We start from the raw sequence: 25596 nt of genomic DNA on the forward strand, positions 1-25596 counted from the left end.
AGAATTTTCAACTCTGCGTACCACAGGATTTATCACTATCTTCGCTCCTATACACACAGATAAGTGGAGGTCAAATCAATCCGACTCAACTATACTATATTCATTCATGGCAACAAGCACCTCGCCTGAAAGAAATACGAGAGCACTTCTGTAATCACTAAAATAACTAACCGCATCATGCCTCTACCGCGAAGTCAATTATTAAGGAGACGGAGGACAGTGTGCCACCACCTTCTTTTTAGAAACTTGCGGGAAGATTGTATATACCAACGATATGGTATAGATATATCCACAGCCCGCAGCTGCCGATTCACAGAATAATTGCTCCTAAATGCAAATAATTGGGATTGACAAATATAGTGCGTACTGAATTTCTTTTCTCTAACAAGACTTTATAAGTTCATGCAAAAATTTCAAACTCTTACCATCGTGAACACTACAATGTCGTGTTCACTCTACACACATAATCTACCCATAAGAATCAATAATAATATACGCACAAATTAATGTGCTTCCCCCCAGTTCACGCCACTTCCTAACTCAGCGACAAGTGGCACTTTCAGCTTTGCTACACTACACATGAGTTCAGGTAGTCGCTTCTTGACAAGAGCTAACTCTGTATCTGGCACTTCCAGCACAAGTTCATCGTGAACCTGCATTATCTGCTTCGCTTCCATACCCTTTTCTTCGATCCAAGATTGTACCGCAATCATCGAAAGCTTAATCAAATCAGCAGCTGTTCCCTGCATTGGTGCATTAATAGCCGCACGCTCGCTCGCCTGACGCCGAATACTATTTCCGCCATTAATATCTGGTAGCCATAAACGACGGCCAAACACCGTTTCTACATAGCCATAGGCTTTCGCATAACGACGAGTTTCTTCCATATATTTGGCCACACCAGGATAGCGCATAAAGTAACGATCAATGTATTGCTTCGCTGCTTCACGTTCAATGCCAAGGTTGCTAGCCAAACCAAAAGCACTCATGCCATAAATCAAACCAAAATTAATGACCTTAGCATAACGCCTCTGCTCTGAAGAAACTTCTTGTAGAGTCACTCCAAAGATTTCACTGGCTGTCGCACGATGAATATCCTCACCATTACAAAATGCACACAATAAATTTTCATCACCAGAAATATGAGCCATTATTCTTAATTCAATTTGAGAATAATCAGCGGAAACAATTTGACTGCGTGAGTTATTAGCGATGAATGCCTCTCGAATGCGACGTCCCTCCGCGGTACGTATCGGTATGTTCTGCAAGTTCGGATCATTGGATACAAGACGTCCTGTGATTGCGACCGCCTGCGCATAATTCGTATGCACACGTCCTGTGTTCGCATTTACCATCTTTGACAGCTTATCAGTGTAGGTCGACTTGAGCTTCGCAAGCCCACGATAGTTGAGTAATACCTTTGGTAACGGATAGTCTTCAGCCAATTTTTGCAATACTTCTTCGTCTGTTGATGGAGCTCCGCTTGCTGTTTTTTTGATAATTGGCAACTTCAATTGCGTGAAAAAGATTTCGCTGATTTGCTTGGGTGAATTCAAATTAAATTTTTTTCCTGCCAACGCATATGCTTGATCTTCTAAATAAATCAGACGAATACCAATCTCCTCGCTTTGTTTAGCCAGTAATTCAGTATCAATAAATACACCATTTCGTTCAATCCGCTGAAGCACATATGCGGTGGGCAATTCAATATTGTGATAAACATATTTCAAGCCAGGTACTTTTTCAATTTCCGGAGATAAAGCAAGATGCAAGCGTAAGCTGATATCAGCATCCTGGGCCGCATATTTTGTTGCCTGTTCAATCGAAATCTGATCAAAACAAATCTGGTTGGTACCCTTACCACAAATTTCCTCATACTTTATTATCTTCATGCCAAGGTGACGAAAAGCTAGGCTGGTCATATCGTGAGTTCGATGCGACTCCAACACATAGGACTGCAACATTGTATCGTCTGACACACCATTCAACCGAATGCCATAATTCTCTAGTACATGAGTATCGTATTTAAGATTCTGCCCAACTTTTTTGTACTGTGCATCTTCAATCCATGGTTTCAAGCGTGCCAATACTTGATCACGCGGCAACTGCACTGCATCTCCGGTACGATGACCCAATGGAATATACGCAGCACGCCCTGGCTCAACGGCGACACTCAACCCCACTATCTCAGCCATCATCGCATCAAGCGACGTGGTTTCCGTATCCAATGCCGTGACCGCTGCTGTTTGAATGATTTTAAGCCACGCATCAAATGATGCCCACGTCAGAACCGTATCATATAAAGGTATCGTAGCATCGACAGCTGTCAAAGACAGTTCATCAACATCTGCTCCAACTATTTCCATTTCAGAAGACAAAATCTTAAAACCATGACGTCGGAAGAAATCAATAAGCACCATTCTATTTTCAGGCAAAGCCAGTAACGACTTTTCGATAGTTTCGACTTGAGGCATCAAATTGCAATCGGTAGCAATCGTGATCAACTTACGACTCAGCGGCAACCAATCAAGCGCTTGACGAAGATTCTCTCCAACAATGCCCTTTATCTCTTCTGCATTCGCGATCAATCTGTCGAGATCACCATACTGTGTTAGCCATTTAATGGCCGTCTTTGGTCCGCATTTCATAACCCCTGGTACATTATCCACTGCATCACCAACCAGCGTCAGATAGTCGATAATGAGCTCAGGAGGGACACCAAACTTGGCTTCGACAGCTCGCTGGTCGAGCATTTCCATCGTCATGGTATTAACAAGCGTTATACGTTGATCAACCAATTGTGCTAAGTCCTTATCACCAGTTGAGATGATGACACGCATACCTTTTGCTGCCGCACGTCTGGCTAGTGTCCCAATCACGTCATCGGCTTCGATACCCTCTATCATAATCATAGGCCAACCCATCGCATGAACGGCTTCATGAATCAATTTAATTTGTGAACGAAGGTTATCAGGCATCGACGGACGGTTCGCTTTATAGTCTGGATACAAATCGTTACGAAATGTTTTACCTTTAGCATCAAACACACAAGCACTGAACTGAGCATCAACATCTTTTCGAAGCCGGCGCAGCATATTCACAATGCCATGTAGAGCTCCTGTGGGCTCTCCACTAGGACCACGCAAATCCGGTAGGGCATGATAAGCTCTGTAAACATAACTCGAGCCATCCACTAATAAAAGTGTCTTACCATCCAGACGGGGCTGTTCAGATTCTGACATATGACAAAGAAAAGAAAAGTAATATCAAGTCTGCGTATACTCGCAGGCCATCAGTACAATACCACCAAGAAAGCAGACGTATCGTTGGAAATGACTACAATTATGTCAGAGTTCATCGAAGGCACTGAATATCTGTCAGAAATCCGGCCAGCCGTGAGTATCTATGGAAGCGCTCGCATCAAAACAAAGTCCCTGTTCTACAAATTGGCAATGAAAATCGCTGAAAAATTCTCAAATGCAGGCTTTGCTGTCATTTCAGGTGGAGGACCTGGAATTATGGAAGCTGCCAACAAAGGTGCACACGGAAGTGGTTCACCGAGTATTGGTCTGAACATAGAGCTACCACACGAACAAAAAAAAAATCAGTACCAAGATATTTCATTGCGTTTCCAGCATTTCTTCACACGCAAGATAACCTTCGTCAAGAACTCTGATGCATTCATCATTCTGCCAGGAGGGTTCGGTACGCTTGATGAATTATCTGAGGTAATAACCTTAATTCAGACAAAAAAATTTCGCCATGTCCCGATTATTTTAGTCGGCAGCGAATTCTGGAAAGGGTTGCTCGATTGGATAAAGCACTCTATGCTGTCGATGGAGCTCATCGCTGATAAAGATCTCGATCTGATACAAGTCATCGATGATCCAGACGAAATTCTTAAGGCTGTATTGAATTTTTATGAAACTATAATCGAGCGAGAACCATCATGCAATGAAAAGACATTTCATCTATAAAAGAGATAGTCTATCCAAATCACAAAAAATCGTTCTATCATATTTAAACAACCTCTCAGCCAAATGAGATCACGTCGATTATCAAATCTGAAAATACATAAAGGACAAGAAACGAATCCTCTCATCATGAAAAGTAAAAGTGAAATTAGTCTTTTCTCACGCTTTGACTCTGACAATCGCTACAGGTTTTCTCCTAATCTGCCAAACATAACCCAAAAAAAATCAGCAGCGATAGTCCCTCAATCAGTAAGTGGCTACTATTTCTATCCACGCCAATTATCAACTGATTCATCTGGCGAATAAAGCACAAAAGGTTGCGAACAGGCACCCTGGGTATAGCAGATCTCCATCGGTCGGTCAGCATCAAATTCCAGCAACCTGCGCAGATGAAAAAATTACCCGCAGATATTTCCTATGTCCACCAACGCTCCACCCAGCTCTTTTTTTGATTTTCTTCCTCATCTCACATGGCTGTTTTCACTTCCGTCTCACTTGAGCAGATAACTCAGTGGCTAAATCGTTATGATCTAGGCAAAGTTCTAGAACTACGTGGCATACCCTCGGGTATTGAAAATTCCAATTATTTTCTGACCACTGAGTGTGGCGAGTTCATCTTAACTCTCTTCGAGAACCTGAAAGCAAAGCAGCTACACTTCTATCTACACCTAATGCGGCATCTTGCTCATCATGGCATACCAGTACCTAATCCTACCGAGGATCAACAAGGCAACATTTTAAATGAGCTCAATGGAAAACCTGCCGCTATCGTCACCAAACTAACAGGTAACTCCCAACTTAAACCGACACCCAAGCACTGCGCTCAGGTCGGCGCTATGCTTGCCAAAATGCACTTGGCAGGCCAGGCATTTCCGCTTCATCAGCCAAACCTGCGAAGCCTACCCTGGTGGAAAGATACCGCAACCAAGGTAAGAGAGTTTCTACCTAAAGACCAACGAGCACTCCTCGATAGTGAAATTGCACATCAGTCAGCTTTTTTTGACTCCTCAAATTACAACTCACTACCAGAAGGTCCTTGCCATTGTGATCTATTTCGCGATAATGTTTTGTTCGAAGACACAGAGGACAGCTCCCCACATTTAGGAGGATTTTTCGACTTCTATTTTGCCGGATGTGATAAATGGTTGTTCGATCTTGCTGTTACCGTCAACGATTGGTGTTCAGATTTATCTACCGGGATGCTTGTACAAGAAAAACTATTGGCAATGCTACATGCCTATCAGGCTATCGTACCGCTCAGCGCACTTGAAGCGGCAAACTGGCGCAATATGCTACGTGCTGCTGCGCTTCGCTTCTGGCTCTCACGCCTGTATGATTTCCACTTGCCCCGTTCGTTCCAGATGCTACATCCCCATGATCCGAGACATTTCGAACGCATCTTACGCCATGGTATCGAAGCACCTTCAATACCATGGATTTAAGCTCTAAACTGGAACTCTGACTTATGCAATTGCTTAAAGTCCCACCCAAAAATGGTTACATCTGGCTACGACAAGGATCTTGGCTTTTTCGCAAGAATCCTCTCGCGATTCTTACACTGCTGTCGGTTTATCTTTTCAGCGTTCTCCTTATGTCAATTCTACCGATCGCTGGATCTTTTCTGCCTCTGCTCTTCATTCCCGGATTGTCAGTTGGATTTATGGCGGCATGTCGCGATATTATTCAGAAAAAACCAATCTTACCCACTATCTTACTCGAAGGTTTTCGCAATCACGGGAAAATAACTACTCGCAACCTGCTGATCCTCGGTAGCTTATATATCGCGTCAATCGCGTGCATCTTCATCTTTTCAGCTTTATTCGACGGCGGACAGCTATTACGTCTAATGATCTTCGGTGCACAGATCGATAGCGAATTTCTTGCTAACCGGGAACCAATGCTGGGAGCTATGTTAGCTACCGCAGTAGCATATATCCCTATCACGATGTTATTTTGGTTTGCTCCAGTACTGGTTGCATGGCATGAAATATCACCCGTCAAAGCAATGTTTTTTAGTTGGACTGCATGCGTTCGCAACAGTCGCGCTTTCATCGTTTATGGGTTATTTACAGCTCTTGTCGCTACGCTTGTCCCAATGGTTATTGGCATCATTATGCTCCTGCTCAATCTAGGAAAGTTTCTCGCATTAGTGCTCATGCCGTATTCCATCGTTTTGACAGCCATCATCTACTGTTCATTTTACGCAAGCTATCTAGGCTGTTTCAACATTCAATAAATTGAGGTTATCAACTAAAAAATGAAGTCAATCGATCGCCTGCAGCTTCGCCACTGCTAAAGCCAACCATTTCATCCCATGCCGATAAAACCTAACTTGTACACGAGCCTCTGATCCAGAACCCTCAAGCGCAATAATCTTACCTTGCCCAAATTTAGCATGAAATACACTTTGTCCAATCTTGAAACCTGTATCCGCTGCACGTGAGCGTTCAGCTAAGTTTTGATCAATCTTCATTGCAGTAGATACCTCGTGACTCAACACCTTTGAGCGTGAGAATCGATCGCGATCCCAGTCGCTTCTATTGCCAGTAGAACTGAAGAAGCGATGGGAGACAGCTTGTCCACGAGGCATAATAAACTTCAACAATGTCTCTGGAATTTCCTTTAAAAAACGCGACTTCAAATTGAAGCGTGTCTGACCGTGGAGCATCCGACTCTGTGTAAAAGAAAGATACAAACGCGCCTTGGCTCGTGTAATCGCAACGTACATCAATCGACGCTCCTCCTCCAAACCATCAGGTGATTCAGACGTACTGTTCTCATGCGGGAACAGACCTTCCTCCAAACCAGCAATAAATACAGTCGAAAATTCTAATCCCTTAGAAGCATGTACTGTCATAAGTTGCACTGCATCTTGACCTGCTTCGGCTTGATTATCACCTGCTTCAAGCGATGCATGCGATAAAAAACCGGCCATTGGCGTCATATCAACATCATCTGCATCTGTTACCCTCTCTACTAAAGACATACCCGGCGTTACTCGCGCATCCAGAACAAACGAGCGAGCTGACTCATCTCGTCCATAGCCCTCTTCCGCAACAAACACCATTGCTGCATGTACGAGCTCATGCAGATTTTCGACACGCTCATGACCCTCTTTTTCCATCTGATAATGTGCGATGAGGCCACTCGACTCAATGACGTACCTCACTGCATCAGGCAAAGTCATGTTTTCTATCTCAAAACACATTTTCTCGATCATTTTCACGAATGCACCTAGGTTCGTGCTTGCTTTACCTTTCATATAAGCTATTGCTGCATACATCGAGCATTGATATAAACTCGCCGCATCTGCAAGCAATTCAAGAGAACGTAATCCAATGCCTCGCGTCGGGAAGTTCACTATACGGGTGAAAGCAGTATCATCGTTTTGATTTTGGATCAAGCGGAGGTATGCAAGAGCATGTTTAACTTCTTGACGCTCAAAAAAACGTAATCCCCCATAAACGCGATACGGAATGCCAGCTCCTACCAAGGCATGTTCCATTACTCGTGATTGAACATTGCTTCGATACAAAATAGCAATTTCCTGACGTGACAACCCTTGATCAATGAGCAATTTAATTTCATCAACAAGCCAACTAGCCTCTTGAAGATCAGTTAATGCCTCGAAAACCCTTATCGGTTCGCCATGCCCAGCATCAGTGCGTAAATTCTTGCCCAATCGATTCGCATTATTCGAAATTAGTGCATTAGCTGCGTCAAGAATATTTCCATGCGAACGATAATTTTTCTCCAACTTAATTAAATGTTGTACACAAAATTCACGCTCGAAATCCGACATATTGCCGACATTCGCCCCACGAAATCCATAAATGCTCTGATCATCATCTCCAACAGCAAACACCACACCCCGGGAACCAACCAAGAGTTTTAGCCAAGCATATTGAAGTTTATTGGTATCTTGAAATTCATCAACAAAGATATGTCGAAAACGTGATTGATAATGTATTCGTAACGGTTCATTATGTTTAAGAAGCTCGAAACAACGAAGCAAGAGCTCCCCAAAATCCACTACGCCCTCGCGCAAACACTGATCTTGATACCGCAGGTACAGTTCGACTAATTTTTTGTTGAAAGCATTGTTGACATCGACTTCATTCGGACGCAACCCCTGTTCCTTTGCACTATTAATGAAATTTTGGAGGTTTTTTGGCAGATATTTCTCCTCATCGATATTTACTCCTTTCATCATCCGCTTAATGGCAGACAGCTGATCGCTCTTATCAAGAATCTGGAAACCTTCCGGCAAACCTGCGTCACGAAAATGCGTGCGTAGCATCCTATTACACAATCCGTGAAAGGTGCCAATCCATATGGCACGAGTACTAATCGATAGCATGGTTCCTAAACGTATCTGCAATTCTTTGGCCGCCTTATTAGTAAAAGTCAAAGCCAAGATACCCATCGGACTAACCTTCCCTTGCTCGATCAACCAAGCAATCCGTGTTGTGAGAACACGTGTCTTCCCGGAACCTGCACCTGCAAGAATCAACGCAGGTTCATCAGGTAAGGTAACAGCAGTCAATTGCTCGGAATTCAGATTGATAAGTAAATCAGACATGGCAACATCAAAAATAATTAATTTGCGATTATAAATCGGTATGTTCCCCGGAACCGGCATCAAATCTTTTATAATCAAAGGTTTAACGCTTCACATAGTTTCTCATCTATCCATGAGCGAAAATACGCTTGCCAAAAATTTCGATCCGCATACCATTGAAGCATACTGGGTTCCTGAATGGGAACGACGTGGGTATTCGAAAGCTACTATCGATCCCACCCGTGAAAACTTTAATATTCAACTTCCGCCGCCGAACGTCACCGGCACGCTACACATGGGGCATGCCTTCAATCAAACAATCATGGACAGTTTGGCACGCTATCATCGTATGAAGGGTGACAATACCCTATGGGTGCCAGGTACTGACCATGCTGGTATCGCCACACAGATCGTGGTGGAACGCCAACTCAACGCACAGAAAGTCTCACGCCATGATCTGGGACGCGAAAAATTTATCGAACGCGTATGGAAGTGGAAAGAGCAATCTGGCAATACAATCACAAATCAAGTGCGTCGTCTTGGCACTTCGATTGATTGGTCACGCGAATATTTTACGATGGACGAAAAAATGTCGCGTGTCGTACGTGATGTATTCGTTCATTTATACCAACAAGGATTAATCTATCGCGGCAAGCGGCTCGTTAATTGGGAACCCTCTCTGCTAACTGCGGTGTCGGATCTAGAAGTCATCAGCGAAGAAGAAGACGGCTTCTTATGGCACATTAATTATCCATTAATCAATAAATCTGGCCATGTGACAGTCGCTACAACTCGCCCAGAAACTATCCTAGGCGATGTCGCGCTAATGATTCATCCGGAAGACCAACGTTATCGTCATTTGATCGGGCAGCATGTGAAATTACCCCTATGTACGCGGGAAATACCAATCATTGCAGATAATTATGTTGACCAAAAATTTGGTACAGGCGTAGTAAAAGTTACACCCGCACATGACTTCAATGATTATGACGTTGGTCAACGTCATAATCTGACACCAATCAATATTTTAACACTCGATGCCAGAATCAATGAAAATGCACCAATCAAGTACCGTGGCCTTGACCGCTTTGAAGCGCGTCGACAGATACTTGCGGACTTAAAAGAACAGGGTCTACTCAATGCCGTCAAACCACACAAGCTAATGGTACCGCGTAGCGACCGCACCGGTTCCATCATCGAACCGATGCTGACCAATCAATGGTTCGTTGCTATGACTCGTCCAGCACCAGATGACTCATTTTTTCCAGGCAAGTCGATTGCTGAAACAGCGCTTGATGTTGTGCGTCATGGCAACATCAAATTTGTGCCAGAAAATTGGACCACAACTTACTATCAATGGCTTGAGAATATCGAAGATTGGTGCATCTCACGCCAACTCTGGTGGGGTCATCAAATCCCTGCATGGTACGATGATGTAGGAAATGTCTATGTCGCCAAAACAGAAGCCGAAGCCATAAAAAAAGCAAGTGCAGCGGGCTATAACAACGCACTCAAACGGGACGAAGACGTACTCGATACTTGGTTCTCCTCAGCACTCATTCCCTTCTCATCGCTTGGCTGGCCTGAGAAAACACCCGAACTTTCGCACTTTCTACCATCATCAGTACTCGTCACCGGCTTTGATATCATCTTCTTCTGGGTGGCACGTATGGTTATGATGACTACTCACTTGACCAGTCAGATCCCCTTCAAAACCGTATACGTACACGGGCTTGTTCGCGATTCCGAAGGTCAGAAGATGTCTAAATCGAAGGGAAACACGCTCGATCCGATAGATATTATCGATGGAGTCTCACTTGAAACTCTGTTGGCAAAACGTACCACCGGGCTCATGAATCCGAAACAGGCCGAGAACATCGAGAAGAAAACGAAGAAAGAATTTCCAAATGGAATCGCACCGTTCGGTACCGATGCACTACGATTCACATTTGCATCAATGGCCACACTAGGGCGTAGTATCAACTTTGACCTTGCACGCTGCGAAGGTTATCGAAATTTCTGCAATAAACTGTGGAATGCTACGCGATTCGTACTCATGAACTGTGAAGGTAAAGAATGTGGCATATCAACACACATTGACGATTGTGCTCACAATGGCTCACTTGATTTCTCACGCCCTGATTGTTGGATTGTGTCACTCTTACACCGTTTAACAGCTGACGTTACAAAAAACTTTGACAACTATCGCTTCGACAACATCGCTAGCGCCATATATAAGTTTGTATGGGACGAGTACTGTGACTGGTACGTCGAGCTGTCCAAGTGGCAAATACAAAACGGCACACCTGCACAACAACGCGCTACACGCTATACGCTTCTGCATGTACTGGAAACCGTATTGCGCCTGGCCCATCCGATCATCCCATTCATCACCGAAGCACTATGGCAGAAAGTTGCACCACTAGCCGGCTGTTATCCTGTCAACGAGGAGCCAGGCCAAGCAAGCCTCATGATACAACCGTATCCGATAGCAGATCTAAAAAAAATAAATACCGATGACGAAGCATGGATGTCTGGGCTAAAGGCCGCAGTCGACGCCTGTCGCAACTTGCGCGGTGAGATGGTGCTGTCTCCAGCCCAACGGGTACCATTGTTAGTCTCAGGCGATATCGTATTTTTGAAAGCAATCGCTCCGTATTTGCAAACTCTGGCAAAGCTATCAGAAGTACAAGTGTTCGCGGACGAATCCATGCTCGATAGTCAGGCACATGGTGCCCCACTAGCAATCGTAGGCGTGAATCGATTCGCACTCAAAGTTGATGTCGACTTGGTGGCTGAACGCGAACGTCTAACTCGAGAAGTAAAGCGCATAGAAGGAGAAATGGTAAAATGTTACGCGAAACTTAACAATCAAAGCTTTATCACCCGGGCGCCCGTAAGCGTTGTAGAAGTTGAAAAACAGCGACTGGTTGATTTTAAGGCTGTCCTTACCAAATTACAGGAACAATTATTTAGGCTACTGGCTTAGTGCAACGCCATTTCACACATGGAGATTCGAATGAAAAACGTTGTCACTAAGGCGATTTTTCCCGTGGCTGGTTTAGGCACACGTTTCCTACCAGCTACCAAAGCGAGTCCAAAGGAGATGTTACCTATTGTCGACAAGCCTCTAATTCAATACGCTGTTGAAGAAGCGGCAGCAGCTGGCATCACTGAGATGATATTTGTAACCGGGCGTAACAAGCGCGCAATCGAAGATCACTTCGACAAAACCTATGAACTCGAAGCTGATCTGGAAGCCAAAAGGAAGATCTCACTACTTGAAGTGGTTCGTTCGATTAAACCCGCCAATGTCGATTGTTTCTACGTACGTCAACCTGAACCACTAGGATTAGGTCATGCCGTACTATGCGCTGAAAAACTAGTAGGTAAGGAGCCTTTCGCCGTAATTCTCGCAGATGATTTACTGGACGGTGACCCTCCCATCCTCAAACAAATGATCAACACGTATGACCATTACCAAAACTCAATTATTGGTGTAGAAGAGATTTCTATAGAGCAAAGCTCTTTATACGGCATAATCGAGGGGGAAGAATGGAATGAGAATCTAGTTAAACTATTCAATATCGTCGAGAAACCCGCCCAAGAAAATGTCCCATCGAATCTAGGCGTAGTAGGACGTTATATCCTCCACCCAGGTATTTTCGACTGCCTCCGGGCCATCAAGCCAGGGGCATGTGGTGAAATACAACTGACAGATGCCATTCAAAAGATGTTACAGAATGAAGTTGTACTCGCTTACCGTTATCGCGGCACCCGCTTTGATTGCGGCAGCAAGCTCGGATATCTCAAGGCAACAGTTGAATTTGCCCTTCGTCATCCAGAGTTGAAAGATGCATTTCGAGAGTATCTATCCAATGTCGAAGCGTAGATCTTTAATAATTATTAACGGATCTGCTCAAAAACCTCTTTGAGAGACTAACTGGATCAGTTTAGCAAGACAATATCACTTAGACAAACTCATCGATTGACTAACGACGGCGCATCAAAAAGAAAAAAGTCTTATCTTCCTCGCGTGACTCGATCAATGTGTTTCCAGTTTGCTTAGCAAATATTGCAAAATCATGCGACGTACCTGGGTCAGTCGCTATGATACGCAAAATTTCTCCGCTTTCCATAGTAGCAAGCGCCTTCTTTGTACGCAAAATAGGCAACGGACAGTTTAACCCACGTGCATCAACTTCTCTATGAAATTCCATTTCATATCCTCACGAGATCGTTCTGTGAGAGCTTAGGCCCTATTTTACATTGGGAAATGAAAGTCCATGAACATGTCACGAGACGCTTTCTCATATCATCAATGCCTTTAGAAAATTTGCATAGTATGCCATTACCACCGATAAGAAAAAGTAGCGAAGGTTGATGTAGAATGCAGCACTCATGCATAGAAATATTTCCACTCAATTAATCAGATACAATCAACTAACTACGACATATTATTATAAACTTTACTGCCTAGCAGTGAGCCAATCTTGGACACTAGCTAAAGCTTTGGACAAATGAATCGGTTCCGTGCCCCCACCTCGTGCCATCTCAGATCGTCCCCACCCCTTCCCACCAACTTGCTGCGCCACAAAATTCACCAGTTCGCTCGCCTTGATTTTATCGATGACGTTCGCCGTCACACCCGCAATCAGGCTGACTTTGCTTCCCTCAACCGTTGCTAGCACAATGACTGCCGTCTTCAGCCTATTCTTGAGATTATCCATAGTTTCACGCAATGTTTTATCATCAGCGTCATCCAACGATGCGGCCAGCACATGTATACCGTTTACATCTACTACCTGTTTGAGGAGTTCGTTACTTTTATGCAACACTAGATGAGATTTAAATTTCGACACCACTTTCTCAAGAGATTTAACTTGATCCTGCATCTGAAAGATGCGTTGCTTAAGTTCGGCCGGTGCTACTTTTAGTGTAGTAGCTGCTTCCCGCATTTGCTCATCAAGCTTTTGCACAAAATGCAACGCGCTACCACCAGTAATTGCCTCAATGCGACGAATACCTGAAGCAACACCAACTTCCGTCACAATCTTAAATAAACCAATATCCCCCGTACGTGAAACATGGATGCCCCCACATAATTCACGTGACGTGCCAACCTCAAGTACGCGAACTTCATCACCGTACTTCTCGTCGAAAAGAGCCGTCACACCGCTCTTAACCGCATTATCAAATGACATAATCATGGCACGTGTGGCGTTATTAGCCAATACTTCATCGTTCACAATTTGCTCAACACGCTGAATCTCATGAGCCGTCATAGGCCTGTTGTGCACAAAGTCAAAACGCATTTTTTCAGCATCGATAAGAGAGCCTTTCTGCTGAACATGGCTGCCAAGTACTTCCTTCAGTGCTTTGTGCATCAGATGAGTAGCAGAATGGTTACGTGCTATGGAAGCACGTCTCTCCCTGTCAATTTTTGCCCTTATCTTTTGACCAACTTTCAAAACTCCTAATGTAACAGTACCATAGTGTCCAAAAACATCCGGAAGGATTTTTCTTGTCTCGCCCACATCGAAATGCATCTCATTTGATATCAACAAACCTTTATCACCTATTTGACCACCCGACTCCGCATAGAATGGTGTGCGGTCGAGTACAACTATCCCGCATTGGCCTGCTGACATGGTTTCAACCGCAACATCATCGATGTATAAAGCGGTCACTTTAGCATCTTCAAACAACAAAATATCGTAGCCTAGAAACTCAGTTTTGACACCGTTATACTCCAATGCACTAATCATCTTAAACTTACCAGCCGCACGAGCTTGATCACGCTGACGCGCCATCGAGTCGTCGAACGACCTCTCGTCGACAGTAATCTGACGCTCTCTGCACACATCTGCCGTCAAATCAAGCGAGAAGCCATAAGTATCATGCAACTTAAATGCAAGCCCACCATCCAGTGTAGTCAGGCCTCGCTTTTGCAAATCAACCAACGCACCATCAAGAATTTCCATACCGCTCTCAATGGTTTCATAAAAACGTGTCTCTTCTTTTTTTAAAATTTCCTTCACACGCTGTTGAGCATCGAACAGTTCCGGATAAGCGGAACCCATTTCATCCACAAGGTCCGGTACAAGTTTATAGAAAAAAGGTGTTTTGCAACCAAGCTTGTAACCATGCCGAACAGCACGACGAATAATTCGACGCAAGACGTAACTGCGGCCTTCATTACCTGGAATCACTCCGTCGACAACGAGGAATGTGCAGGCACGCAAGTGATCAGCAATCACCTTGAGCGAGTTCATTTTGAGATCACAGACGCCAGTTTCACGTCCTGCCGCTTTAATTAGTTTTTGAAACAAATCAATATGATAGTTACTATGCACATGCTGCAATACCGCTGTGATACGCTCAAGCCCCATACCAGTATCCACACACGGTTTAGGCAACGTCGTCATTTTGCCACGGTCATCACGGTTGAACTGCATAAACACTAGATTCCATATTTCAATATATCGATCGCCATCTTCCTCCAACGAGCCTGGTGGGCCACCCCAAAATTCTGGTCCATGATCAAAAAAAATCTCCGTGCACGGCCCACACGGTCCTGTGTCGCCCATCTGCCAAAAATTGTCTGATGCGTAACGCGAACCCTTATTGTCACCAATACGAATGATTCGCTCACTAGGCACGCCCACTTCCTTGGCCCAGATATCGTAAGCTTCATCGTCCTCCTTATACACGGTGACCAACAGTTTATCTTTTGGCAAACCATAGCCAGTCGTCAAAAGTTCCCAAGCGTACTGAATCGCTTCACGCTTAAAATAAGCACCGAAAGAAAAGTTGCCAAGCATTTCAAAAAACGTGTGATGACGAGCTGTATAACCTACATTCTCAAGGTCATTATGTTTTCCGCCAGCCCGCACACTACGCTGCGCGGTTGTGGCACAAGTATATGAACGTCTATCTAGGCCGAGAAAAACGTCCTTGAACTGTACCATCCCCGAGTTTGTAAACATCAACGTCGGATCGTTAGACGGCACAAGGCTCGAAGAACGAACAATCGTATGCCCCTTAGACTCGAAGAATTTAAGGAATTTTTCTCGGATATCTGCAGTTTTCATAGCGTAAAGTAAGAGTCGGTCTGGTGACACCAGGCATGTAATATTTTTTGATTATACGGGAAGGGAAATATCTCACGCTAATAACACAGCTACAGAGATTAGAATCCACAAAGTAAATCATCACTCTTCATATGCATTTTTGATGATGATGCTTGGGCATTTAGCAAAATAAAACTCGGATTTGAGATTGATTAGCAATATATAGCGCACCTGTCATCAAACGTATAAATGGAGGGAATATTCTGGTAAGGAACGAGGTTTTATTTACCGCTGGCTTTACTTACAGGTTCTCCTATAACCCGCACAATCATCAATCAAAGTGACCTGGTGGCTCCTACTTACTACATTTTCGGATTGAAGTATACTCAAAACAATACAGCATAATTCAACCAAGGTTACCTTTTCGCAACTGCAAGAAATAGATAACTCACGCTTGATAGCTCATATACAAAACATCCCTTAAGTTAAAGGATATTCACAATATAAACTTATAAAATCGTCTCGTCGAAAATCTATAAGGTTATTCAATTAAAAAAGTTATGACCTCGATTGTCCTAGCCACATGGCCATGAAACTAGCTCTTTTTATGTTCGATAATTTTTTGCCATACACAGCAGGCCATCGTACAAGGCATATAGCTGTCTTCATAAGGCTGAAACGCGACCAGGAAATTGGTCATTTATCGCCGGCGGCTCAGGAAAAAATTTTTTATATAAATTGAAGCCTATCAGCTCGACGTATATGTCTCATCAATAAGATTCCTTCGAAAGTGAAAGTAATTTTTCATTCTCAAGCTGAGGGCCAAAGATGCATATAAAATTTACCTTATTCTTTCAAGACATTGAAAATTTTTTCACGTGCTTAATGAAGTTTTGAACATAAGAAATAGATGTTAGCACCAACGCTATTGCTATACAGCGATAGGATTCTTCAATCCCATAACAACTGAATTAATACGAGACAAAAAAATAGCCACCATCCAAATCACCTTAGTCATCGAACAACCAATTTTAGGTCATTTCCTTCAACACCATACAGTCAATGTGAGATACCGAAAGTCATACTTTAGAAGGAAATACCTGTGCCAATAATGTTTTTGCTATACTACGAAAAGATTATAAGTATGCTCTCCGTAGTTCAATGGATAGAACAAGCTCCTCCTAAGCGCTAGATACAGGTTCGATTCCTGTCGGAGGGACCATCAATGATGCACATTAAAATATTAGCTTTATAAACAAGATCCGTTTTATGGATAAACCATAGGTCGGTGTTTATAAATGAATGATAAAAGCCTGGAGGGCAAATATTCCAGCAATTTACTGTATTATGAAAGACAAACGTCTTAATATCCGTAACTCGAAGCAAAAATAAAAATTATTGGTAACAGAGGTACATCTCCTTAGATGTAAAGGTTAAATTTTTCCTCATACCTGGCCAGGTTAACATCGCGGACCGTTGCATTAACAACGCGCAAACGCTAGGAAGTCGAAAGTTCGAAAAATGAACTTTTTATATTTTATAGCCTGTCCCTAAAAACTGGTGACGCGGTACAATAAAATTTCAGTCGTAAAAACTATATATGATGTACCAAGCAATAAGGCAAAAGTCTATTGATTTAGTTTCTATGAAAATATCTTAAGTCATTTGGCCATAAATTTTGATATCTAATGAATTACGCCGATCAACTCTAACTGTTATATAGATATAACATATCACAACGCAACCATACTGAAGTAAATGCAAGAAGTAAAATATCCCAAGCGGATAGCTCATAAAAAATAAATACACCACAAGGCAGATCAAGCCCAGTAAAACAAGCGTCCTCGAACTAATAACAATCCCAGACTCCCTCGGCCTCATAAATCCATCTGTTTTTGATTTTGGTGCTACGCATATGAACTATGTGCACAGCACACATTCCACTTAATCATCGGGTGATCTTGATAAAAATCAATCGCATTATTTAAATAGCTCTACAGTGTAGAGCCCGTCGCGCAATTTTAGACATAAAGATAACGACGCCTATTACTCATATAGACCAAATAATTCCACATACTTCAATTCATTTTTTAAAAAAATACTACCACCCACCAGTGGATGACTTTCTTTATCCTACGTGAGATAATGAGCATGGTGAATTTTATCACTCCAGAAAGGAGTTAACCATGTATGAACGCATTTTGGTTTCCGTCGATGGAAGTGAACCATCCAATCTTGCGATTCATGAGGCAGCCAAACTTGCCAGTTCATGTCACGCCAACGTTCGTCTGGTTTCTGTGGTGTCCTTACCAACAAGCACCTATTTAACCAGTGCCTACACTGGTTTTGCTGACTTTACTGACATCAAAAATCAGGAAGACCTTGAAAAAGAAACTACCCTAATTTTAGATACGGCGCAAATCACATTGAAGCAAATCGGCATTGATGCCGAGACTCAAAGACTCTCACTTGATATAAGTACTAAAGATATTGCTGATACTATCTTACGGGCTGCGCAGGATTGGCGTGCTGACCTAATCGTTCTCGGCACACATGGACATCGTGGCGTGACTCGTCTACTACTCGGTAGCGTAGCCGAGACGCTGCTGCGCATCACCACGGTACCACTGCTACTAATTAAGGCGCAAAAAGAAAATGAATAATACCTAATTTTCACGCTTATTCTTAGATTAGAGTCGTATCTCCCACACGACGAGGCATTTCTAAATATTCCCGCGACTGCATCTCGATAAGACGAGAAACTGTGCGTGTAAATTCATTAGCGAGCACTCCTTCAATGTAAAGCTGTTCTGGGGGCACTTCAGCAGATATTAATAGTTTTATCTTTTGATCATAAAATACGTCGATGAGCCACGTAAATCGCCGTGCCTCCGATGCCATTTGCGCCGTCATCTTAGGTACATCTGACAAGATGATTGTGTGAAAACGATCTGCAAGTTCCAAATAATCATTTTGCGAGTACGGCCCTCCACACAAGGTATGGAAATCGAACCAACCCATACCACCTGCGCAGCGCAGCGCCTTCAATTCACGTTGATCAATATTTAGTACAGGATTTTCGTCCGATACCTCAGCCAGTTCTGAAAATGCATTACGTAATGCAAAATTTGCATTGTTACCAAGTGGCGAATGATAAATCTTCACTTGCGATCGTGTGAGATGACGGTAGTCAATGCCCACATCCACATTTAAGATATCAAGCTTTTCTTCAATCAATGCAATAGCTGGCAAAACACGATCACGATGTAATCCGTCAGGATATAATAAATTAGGATGATAGTTCGATGTCATCATAAACTGCACTCTATTTCTGAATAACTGAGCCAGAAGCTGATGTAATATCATTGCGTCAGCGACATCAGAGACGTGGAACTCGTCGAAACAAATCAAGTGATACCGCTTTGCGATACGTTTAGCTAACTCATCTAATGGATCAGGCTTACCTTTTAATGCCTGTAACTGGCCATGAACTTCTCGCATAAACTCGTGGAAATGCAACCGTATTTTGCGTTGGATAGGTACCAAGGTGTAGAAGCTATCCATCAAAAAACTTTTCCCGCGCCCAACTCCGCCCCACAAATACACGCCCTTAGGTAAATCCAAGCGGCATAACCACTTCATGAATTCATTCATGAAGTGGTTGCCTTTATAGGCAGACCATTCATCGAAACAATACTGTAAGCGATCGATGGCATGTTCTTGAGCCTGATCGGGTTGATAGCCACGAGCCAATAGCTGTTGTTGATAATATTCGCGAACGTCCATACTGCAAAGGAAAAAGCAAAAGTACAATAATCACCAGACAATGGTCGAAGCATCAAAATAAAGTAAACTTACATATTCAGTGAACGATTCTCAACACCAAGCGCAGCTTCACGTACAACTTCTGAAAGAGACGGATGTGGGTGACAAATCCTTGCAATGTCTTCTGATGCCGCCTTAAATTCCATCGCAACTACCACTTCGGCAATCAGATCTGAAGCATTCAGACCAATAATGTGTGCACCAAGAATTTCATCCGTATTCGCATCTGCCAACACTTTCACGAAACCATCAGAGGAGCCCATTCCCAAAGCACGGCCATTAGCCATAAAAGGGAATTGACCAGTATTATAAGCGCGACCCTCCGCTTTCAATTGTTGTTCAGTCTTACCAACCCACGCAATTTCTGGTGAGGTATAAATAACCCAGGGGACGCAATTGTAGTCAATATGTGGCTGCTGTCCAGCAATTACTTCGGCAACCAAGACACCTTCATCCTCTGCTTTGTGCGCGAGCATAGGACCACGCACAACGTCGCCAATTGCGTATACGTTCGGCAATTTAGTCCGACAACAGGCATCAACATCGATAAAACCACGCTCGTCAACACCCAAACCAATATTTCCTAAGCCCAAATTTTCAGTATTTGGCACTCGGCCCACAGACACAATCAACCGATCGACTACTAGAGTCTGCTCCTTGTCATCAATAGTAGTGTAAGAGATAGTGACACTATCCTTATCAGTCGTGACGGCATCAATCTTGACACCCATCTCAATCTTCAGACCTTGTTTCTTAAATAGCTTAGCAGCCTCCTTCGCGATACCTTCATCGGCAGCGCTCAGGAATTTTGGCATAGCCTCGAGAATCGTAACATCCGCACCTAGCCGACGCCACACTGAGCCTAATTCCAGACCAATCACACCGGCGCCAATCACACCTAAATTCTTGGGTACACTCTCAAAACTCAAACCACCTTCGTTATCTGAAATGAGTTTGTTATCTACCACGATACCTGACAGATGACGGCTCTTTGAGCCCGTCGCAATAATGACATATTTCGAACTGACGGACTCAGTAACTTCGTCGCTACTCACATCAATCTGATAACCAACATCGTTCTTAGCGATCAGCTTTCCATGACCTTTAAGCCAAGTAATTTTATTCTTCTTGAACAGATACTCGATACCTCCCGTCATTTTGTTGACGATGCCATCTTTTCGTGCCAGCATTTTAGCAACGTCAATTTTTACGTTTGAGGTTGTTATCCCATGATCTATCGCGTGATGAAGAATTTTTTCAAACTCTTCAGACGAGGCGAGCAACGCCTTAGACGGAATACAGCCAACGTTCAAACATGTCCCACCCAGCACTCGCTTACCTTGCGGATTAGTCCATTCTTCAACGCAAGCAACCGAAAAACCAAGCTGTGCAGCACGGATTGCAGCAATATAACCACCAGGACCAGCGCCTATAACAATTACATCAAATTCTTTCACCATTTTTTGAGACTCAGTAAGGTTGATGGCAGAAAAATATGTGGTGTATCAATATCCAAACTGGAAACATCCAGGATAAGCACAATATTTTCTATAAGTCGAGCAGTAATCGAGCAGGATCTTCCAATGCGTCTTTTATGGTAACAAGACTCAAAACCGCTTCTCGTCCGTCAATAATACGATGATCATAGCTCATAGCGAGATAATTCATGGGACGGATGACAATTTCACCATTCTCGACAACCGGACGTTCCTTAGTCGCATGCACGCCAAGAATTGCTGATTGCGGTGGATTAATAATAGGAGTTGATAACATCGAACCGAATACACCCCCATTCGAGATCGAGAACGTACCACCACTCATCTCTTCAATCGATAACTTTCCGTCCGCCGCTTTCTTACCGTATTCAGCAACTTTCTTCTCAATATCAGCAAGACTCATCTGATCGGCATTACGTAAAATTGGCACCACCAAGCCCCGCGGCGAACCAACAGCAATACCAATGTCGAAGTAACCATGGTAAACGATGTCGTTACCGTCGATCGACGCGTTGACAGCCGGATACTTCTTCAGTGCATGAACAGCAGCTTTAACGAAGAAGGACATAAAACCGAGCTTAACACCGTGCTCTTTCTCAAATTTTTCCTTGTATTTATTGCGCAGGTCGATGACCGGCTTCATATTGACCTCGTTGAATGTAGTCAATATCGCATTCATTTGTTGCGATTGCAATAAACGCTCTGCAATACGTGCACGCAAACGAGACATGGGTACACGCTGCTCGGACCTTCCTTCCAAAGACGTTTCACAAACCGCTGGGGTAGTAATAATGGTTTGCAGTGTCTGACGTTGTGTTGGAACCGCGGCATTCATCACAGCAGTAGAATTAGACTTAGAAGCACTAGCGAAAACAGAAATCACATCGCCCTTCGTCACGCGACCATCACGACCGGAACCCGATATTTGTATTTGCGCGGCACTCAACCCTCCTTCAGTGAGTAGCTTAGTTGCTGCTGGACTAGCAGGAGTGACAGCTGCAGATCCAGTGGCTAATGGTGCAACATTAGCATCCAATGGAGTAATAGTAGAAACATCAAAATCCGTATCAATCTTCGCAATGATTTGCTCAGAGGTAACCGTATCTCCTACATTAGCAAAAACTGCGACTAACACACCAGCAGATGGTGCCGGCACTTCCAATACAACCTTGTCGGTCTCAACTTCAATGATTGTTTCGTCCTGTGTGAACGATTCACCTACCTTCTTCTTCCAATCAAGCAATGTACCTTCAGATACAGACTCGGAAAACTGCGGGACTTTAACTTCTACGATGGCCATTTTTCAATCCTGGATTCGATAAATGTTTATTTCGAAAATATCGCCACGGGATTTATTCACAAGGCGAGTACAGCAAATACCTTCCGGTTATTTCACCACGGCAGCGCCCCTTAAACGACCAAAAGCAGTTTCAAGCAATTGCTTAAGCTGTTCGTAATGCTTCGCGTAGTAACCCACCGCAGGGGAGGCTGAGGCAGGCCGGCCGGCATAAACAAGCTTTTGACCCACATTCATCCCATCTGTCAGATGGTGTTCAATGTAAAACCAAGGACCTTGATTTTTTGGCTCATCTTGAACCCAAACGACTTCAGTAAGATTTTCGTATTTTTTCAACTCATTCTCGAACGCCTTATGCGGAAACGGGTACAGTTGTTCCACGCGAATAACTGCAACGTCATTGGAGTTAATTTCGCGGCGATGGGCAATTAAATCATAGTACAAACGACCAGAACATACGATCACACGCTTAATCTTCTTCGACTCAATCGTGTCATCCACTTCACCAATCAATGTCAAAAAGTTGCCATTCGCTAGTTCCGATAAATCGCTCACCGCCTCCTTATGACGCAAAAGGGACTTGGGCGTAAACACTATTAATGGTTTACGCAACTGGCGAATCATTTGTCTGCGGAGTAGGTGAAAAATCTGAGCCGGTGTGGTTGGTTGCGTCACTTGCATATTCGTATCTGCACACAGCTGAAGATAGCGTTCAATACGAGCCGACGAATGCTCAGGACCTTGTCCTTCGTACCCATGAGGCAACAGCATCGTCAAACCAGAAACGCGCCCCCACTTCACTTCTCCACTCGAGATGAATTGGTCAATCACAACCTGTGCACCGTTAGAAAAGTCACCAAACTGTCCTTCCCACAATACCATAGTGTTCGGCTCAGCCGTTGAGTACCCATACTCGAAGCCAAGTACAGCTTCCTCAGATAGAACTGAATCAATGACTGTAAACTTAGCCTGACCTTCTGCGATATTTTGCAATGGAACATAAGTACCGTCGTTCCAACGTTCACGATTCTGATCGTGCAATACTGCATGACGATGTGTAAAAGTGCCACGACCTGAATCCTGTCCAGTCAAACGCACTGCATAGCCCGACGAGACCAAAGACGCATAGGCCAAATGTTCGCCCATTCCCCAGTCGAGCGGTTGATCACCACGGCCCATATTACGACGATCATTGAGGACTTTTTCAACCAATGAATGAACTTTAAAGTTCTCTGGAATAGTAGTAATACACTCAGCCAAACGCTTAAGTTCAGCGAGAGGTATAGCGGTATCAGCATGGTCAGTCCACTTACGATTTAAAAAAGGCACCCAGTCAACTGCATATTTGCTTTTATAGTTCGAAAGTACTGGATCCGTAGTATGATGACCCTCATCCATAGCCTTTCGATATGCTTTAACGAACCCATCGCCTTCTTCCGCCGTAATCACACCTTGCGTAACCAATTTCTCGGCATATAATGCACGCGTGCCAGGATGCTGTGCTATCTTCTTATACATCAGCGGTTGCGTGACTGCCGGAGTGTCTTGCTCGTTATGACCTAGCTTTCTAAAACATACAATATCAACAACGGCATCTTTTTTGAATTCCTGGCGAAAATCAAGAGCCAGTTGCATCGCCAACACAACGGCTTCAGGATCGTCACCGTTAACATGCAGGACCGGTGCTTCGATCATCTTAACTACGTCAGAACAATAGATTGTCGAGCGAGAATCACGCGGATCTGATGTAGTAAAACCAATCTGATTGTTAATAACAATGTGGACAGTACCGTGTGTCCCGTAACCGCGCGTTTGCGCTAAATTCAGCGTCTCCATCACCACGCCCTGCCCCGCAAAAGCAGCATCACCATGAATCTGCACAGGAAGCACTTGGGGAGCATCTAACTCTCCACAACGGTCCATACGTGCCTTTGCCGAGCCTTCGACAACCGGGTTAACAATTTCCAAATGCGAAGGGTTGAAAGCCAGCGACAAGTGGACAGGACCACCCCTAGTTGATACATCACTCGAAAAACCTTTGTGATACTTAACGTCACCTGCTGGCAAATCATCAACGTGCTTGTTTTCAAATTCAGCAAACAAATCCGCCGGCATTTTTCCTAATGTATTAACTAGAACATTCAGACGACCACGGTGCGCCATTCCGATCACAATTTCTTGTACACCCTTGCTTCCAGCATGATGCACCAGTTCATCCATCGCCACGATAAACGATTCACTACCCTCCAATGAAAAACGCTTCTGTCCAACAAATTTGGTGTGGAGATAACGTTCTAAACCTTCAGCTGCAGTTAACCTTTCGAGAATATGTTTCTTCTTCTCGGGCGAAAATGTCGGTGTTGCACGAGTACGCTCAAGCTTTTCTTGCCACCAACGCTTTTGCTCAGGGTCGCTGATATACATGTACTCGGCACCAATCGAACCGCAGTATGTATCGCGCAAGGCCTTGAAAATATCACGTAGGCTGGCTTGATCAAAGCCGAAATACGTATTTTCAGCACTATAGGTGCTGTCCATATCCGCTTCCGTGAAGTCATAGAAGGCGGGCTCAAGTTCAGGGATTGCCGCACGTTCTTGACGTTTGAGTGGATCTAAATTAGCCCAACGGGCACCCAGGAATCGATAAGCCGCGACCAGGGACTGTACGTGTACCTGTTTTCGTGCAACCACCATCTCAGAAGCGCCAGTACGAGGCAAGAAAGCGTTGGCCTTCGCACGTTGTGCAAACGATTGCACGATTGGGGCGTGCGCCACATCGTTGGCGTTCGAACCATCCACCGCAGGGATACTCTGTAGAGCGTCAAAATACTGGCGCCAGTTATCTGGCACCGAGGCAGGATTGTCTAAATACGATTCGTACAGTTCTTCAACATACGGAGCATTGCCACCGAACAAGTACGAGTTCGCTTGGAATTTTTCCATCAAACTCATTTCTCACTCACCTTTTCATCGAGTGTCTCGAGAAACAGGGGGTTACTGAAACCTTCCGCGACAAGGCCTGACCAGAAGCGGATTGCGTGAATCAAGTAGTGCTCGGAAGGACCGGGTAAATCACGCTGCGCAGCATATCACGTTTTCCTATTACTAAACACTATAGAGAAATATCTGCCAGCTATCGAATTTTCAACTCTATTACGCATCCGGATCACAGTACTGAAATAGTCAACACAAATGTAAAAATCCAATTCTTTCACCGTATAGTGAAGCGTAAACACTACTGAGTTCACTTTAGGCCTTCGCGCATGCGAGCTCTAATTTTCAGTGGAATTCAATAAAGTTTGTCATCTAGGAATAATATGAAAAGGAAGAATCATCTTTAAATAAAGAAAGCTAAAACATCCTGTCAAGA

At 43.9% G+C, this 25596-nt stretch carries 14 protein-coding genes and 1 tRNA gene; 7 read left to right on the forward strand and 8 right to left on the reverse strand.

Annotation, left to right across the window (positions count from 1 at the left end; genetic code table 11):
* Nucleotides 1-503 precede the first annotated feature (503 nt).
* The gene (polA, locus tag BZL35_RS02570) at nucleotides 504-3242 is read right to left on the reverse strand and encodes a DNA polymerase I (protein ID WP_106182621.1); all 2739 of its coding nucleotides are present in this window, start codon (nucleotides 3240-3242) and stop codon (nucleotides 504-506) included.
* Here polA and BZL35_RS02575 point away from each other — a divergent pair, their 5' ends adjacent.
* The 3 genes from BZL35_RS02575 (at nucleotide 3243) to BZL35_RS02585 (ending at nucleotide 6210) form a co-directional block, all read left to right on the forward strand.
* On the forward strand, nucleotides 3243-3977 hold the full coding sequence (locus tag BZL35_RS02575; RefSeq protein WP_106182623.1) for an LOG family protein: 735 nt from the start codon (nucleotides 3243-3245) through the stop codon (nucleotides 3975-3977).
* A 467-nt stretch (nucleotides 3978-4444) separates the two neighbouring features.
* Nucleotides 4445-5416, forward strand: coding sequence for a homoserine kinase (locus tag BZL35_RS02580; RefSeq protein WP_106182625.1), 972 nt, complete (start codon nucleotides 4445-4447; stop codon nucleotides 5414-5416).
* A gap of 23 nt (nucleotides 5417-5439) precedes the next feature.
* Nucleotides 5440-6210: a BPSS1780 family membrane protein gene (locus BZL35_RS02585; protein ID WP_106182627.1), complete on the forward strand. Its 771-nt coding sequence runs from the start codon at nucleotides 5440-5442 to the stop codon at nucleotides 6208-6210.
* A gap of 27 nt (nucleotides 6211-6237) precedes the next feature.
* Here BZL35_RS02585 and BZL35_RS02590 read toward each other — a convergent pair whose 3' ends face one another.
* Nucleotides 6238-8556, reverse strand: coding sequence for a UvrD-helicase domain-containing protein (locus BZL35_RS02590; protein WP_106182863.1), 2319 nt, complete (start codon nucleotides 8554-8556; stop codon nucleotides 6238-6240).
* A gap of 112 nt (nucleotides 8557-8668) precedes the next feature.
* Here BZL35_RS02590 and BZL35_RS02595 point away from each other — a divergent pair, with 112 nt between their 5' ends.
* Entirely contained in the window at nucleotides 8669-11524 is a 2856-nt protein-coding gene (locus tag BZL35_RS02595; RefSeq protein ID WP_106182630.1) for a valine--tRNA ligase, read from the forward strand.
* A gap of 30 nt (nucleotides 11525-11554) precedes the next feature.
* On the forward strand, nucleotides 11555-12427 hold the full coding sequence (gene galU / locus BZL35_RS02600; protein ID WP_106182632.1) for a UTP--glucose-1-phosphate uridylyltransferase GalU: 873 nt from the start codon (nucleotides 11555-11557) through the stop codon (nucleotides 12425-12427).
* 100 nt (nucleotides 12428-12527) lie between these two features.
* On the opposite strand, the gene BZL35_RS02605 is transcribed toward galU, so the two are convergent.
* Complete coding sequence (locus BZL35_RS02605) at nucleotides 12528-12755, reverse strand: sulfurtransferase TusA family protein (protein ID WP_106182634.1); 228 nt, start codon at nucleotides 12753-12755, stop codon at nucleotides 12528-12530.
* 249 nt (nucleotides 12756-13004) lie between these two features.
* Nucleotides 13005-15629, reverse strand: coding sequence for an alanine--tRNA ligase (alaS, locus tag BZL35_RS02610; RefSeq protein ID WP_106182636.1), 2625 nt, complete (start codon nucleotides 15627-15629; stop codon nucleotides 13005-13007).
* A 1126-nt stretch (nucleotides 15630-16755) separates the two neighbouring features.
* On the opposite strand from alaS, the gene BZL35_RS02615 reads away from it, so the two are divergent.
* Both BZL35_RS02615 and BZL35_RS02620 read left to right on the forward strand, forming a co-directional pair.
* Nucleotides 16756-16830, forward strand: a tRNA-Arg gene (locus tag BZL35_RS02615).
* Nucleotides 16831-17794: 964 nt separating this feature from the next.
* On the forward strand, nucleotides 17795-18271 hold the full coding sequence (locus BZL35_RS02620) for a universal stress protein (RefSeq protein ID WP_106182637.1): 477 nt from the start codon (nucleotides 17795-17797) through the stop codon (nucleotides 18269-18271).
* A gap of 22 nt (nucleotides 18272-18293) precedes the next feature.
* Here BZL35_RS02620 and zapE read toward each other — a convergent pair whose 3' ends face one another.
* The 4 genes from zapE to BZL35_RS02640 form a co-directional block, all read right to left on the reverse strand.
* Nucleotides 18294-19394 carry a cell division protein ZapE gene (gene zapE, locus BZL35_RS02625; protein ID WP_106182638.1) on the reverse strand — a complete coding sequence of 367 codons (1101 nt, stop codon included), beginning with the start codon at nucleotides 19392-19394 and terminating at the stop codon, nucleotides 18294-18296.
* Between the two features lie 68 nt (nucleotides 19395-19462).
* Entirely contained in the window at nucleotides 19463-20893 is a 1431-nt protein-coding gene (gene lpdA / locus BZL35_RS02630) for a dihydrolipoyl dehydrogenase (protein ID WP_106182639.1), read from the reverse strand.
* An 88-nt stretch (nucleotides 20894-20981) separates the two neighbouring features.
* Nucleotides 20982-22229 (reverse strand): 2-oxoglutarate dehydrogenase complex dihydrolipoyllysine-residue succinyltransferase, encoded by a 1248-nt coding sequence (odhB, locus tag BZL35_RS02635; RefSeq protein ID WP_106182640.1) that lies wholly within the window; start codon nucleotides 22227-22229, stop codon nucleotides 20982-20984.
* Nucleotides 22230-22316: 87 nt separating this feature from the next.
* On the reverse strand, nucleotides 22317-25178 hold the full coding sequence (locus tag BZL35_RS02640) for a 2-oxoglutarate dehydrogenase E1 component (RefSeq protein ID WP_106182641.1): 2862 nt from the start codon (nucleotides 25176-25178) through the stop codon (nucleotides 22317-22319).
* Nucleotides 25179-25596: the final 418 nt, after the last annotated feature.

Source organism: Candidatus Pandoraea novymonadis (assembly GCF_003004665.1).
GTDB classification, from domain to species: domain Bacteria; phylum Pseudomonadota; class Gammaproteobacteria; order Burkholderiales; family Burkholderiaceae; genus Pandoraea; species Pandoraea novymonadis.

Excerpts from the sequence above, each read along its gene's own strand:
- polA (WP_106182621.1), bottom strand. The coding sequence starts at position 3,242 with ATGTCAGAATCTGAACAGCCCCGTCTGGATGGTAAGACACTTTTATTA.
- BZL35_RS02575 (WP_106182623.1), top strand. The coding sequence starts at position 3,243 with ATGACAAAGAAAAGAAAAGTAATATCAAGTCTGCGTATACTCGCAGGC.
- BZL35_RS02580 (WP_106182625.1), top strand. The coding sequence starts at position 4,445 with ATGGCTGTTTTCACTTCCGTCTCACTTGAGCAGATAACTCAGTGGCTA.
- BZL35_RS02585 (WP_106182627.1), top strand. The coding sequence starts at position 5,440 with ATGCAATTGCTTAAAGTCCCACCCAAAAATGGTTACATCTGGCTACGA.
- BZL35_RS02590 (WP_106182863.1), bottom strand. The coding sequence starts at position 8,556 with ATGTCTGATTTACTTATCAATCTGAATTCCGAGCAATTGACTGCTGTT.
- BZL35_RS02595 (WP_106182630.1), top strand. The coding sequence starts at position 8,669 with ATGAGCGAAAATACGCTTGCCAAAAATTTCGATCCGCATACCATTGAA.
- galU (WP_106182632.1), top strand. The coding sequence starts at position 11,555 with ATGAAAAACGTTGTCACTAAGGCGATTTTTCCCGTGGCTGGTTTAGGC.
- BZL35_RS02605 (WP_106182634.1), bottom strand. The coding sequence starts at position 12,755 with ATGGAATTTCATAGAGAAGTTGATGCACGTGGGTTAAACTGTCCGTTG.
- alaS (WP_106182636.1), bottom strand. The coding sequence starts at position 15,629 with ATGAAAACTGCAGATATCCGAGAAAAATTCCTTAAATTCTTCGAGTCT.
- BZL35_RS02620 (WP_106182637.1), top strand. The coding sequence starts at position 17,795 with ATGTATGAACGCATTTTGGTTTCCGTCGATGGAAGTGAACCATCCAAT.
- zapE (WP_106182638.1), bottom strand. The coding sequence starts at position 19,394 with ATGGACGTTCGCGAATATTATCAACAACAGCTATTGGCTCGTGGCTAT.
- lpdA (WP_106182639.1), bottom strand. The coding sequence starts at position 20,893 with ATGGTGAAAGAATTTGATGTAATTGTTATAGGCGCTGGTCCTGGTGGT.
- odhB (WP_106182640.1), bottom strand. The coding sequence starts at position 22,229 with ATGGCCATCGTAGAAGTTAAAGTCCCGCAGTTTTCCGAGTCTGTATCT.
- BZL35_RS02640 (WP_106182641.1), bottom strand. The coding sequence starts at position 25,178 with ATGAGTTTGATGGAAAAATTCCAAGCGAACTCGTACTTGTTCGGTGGC.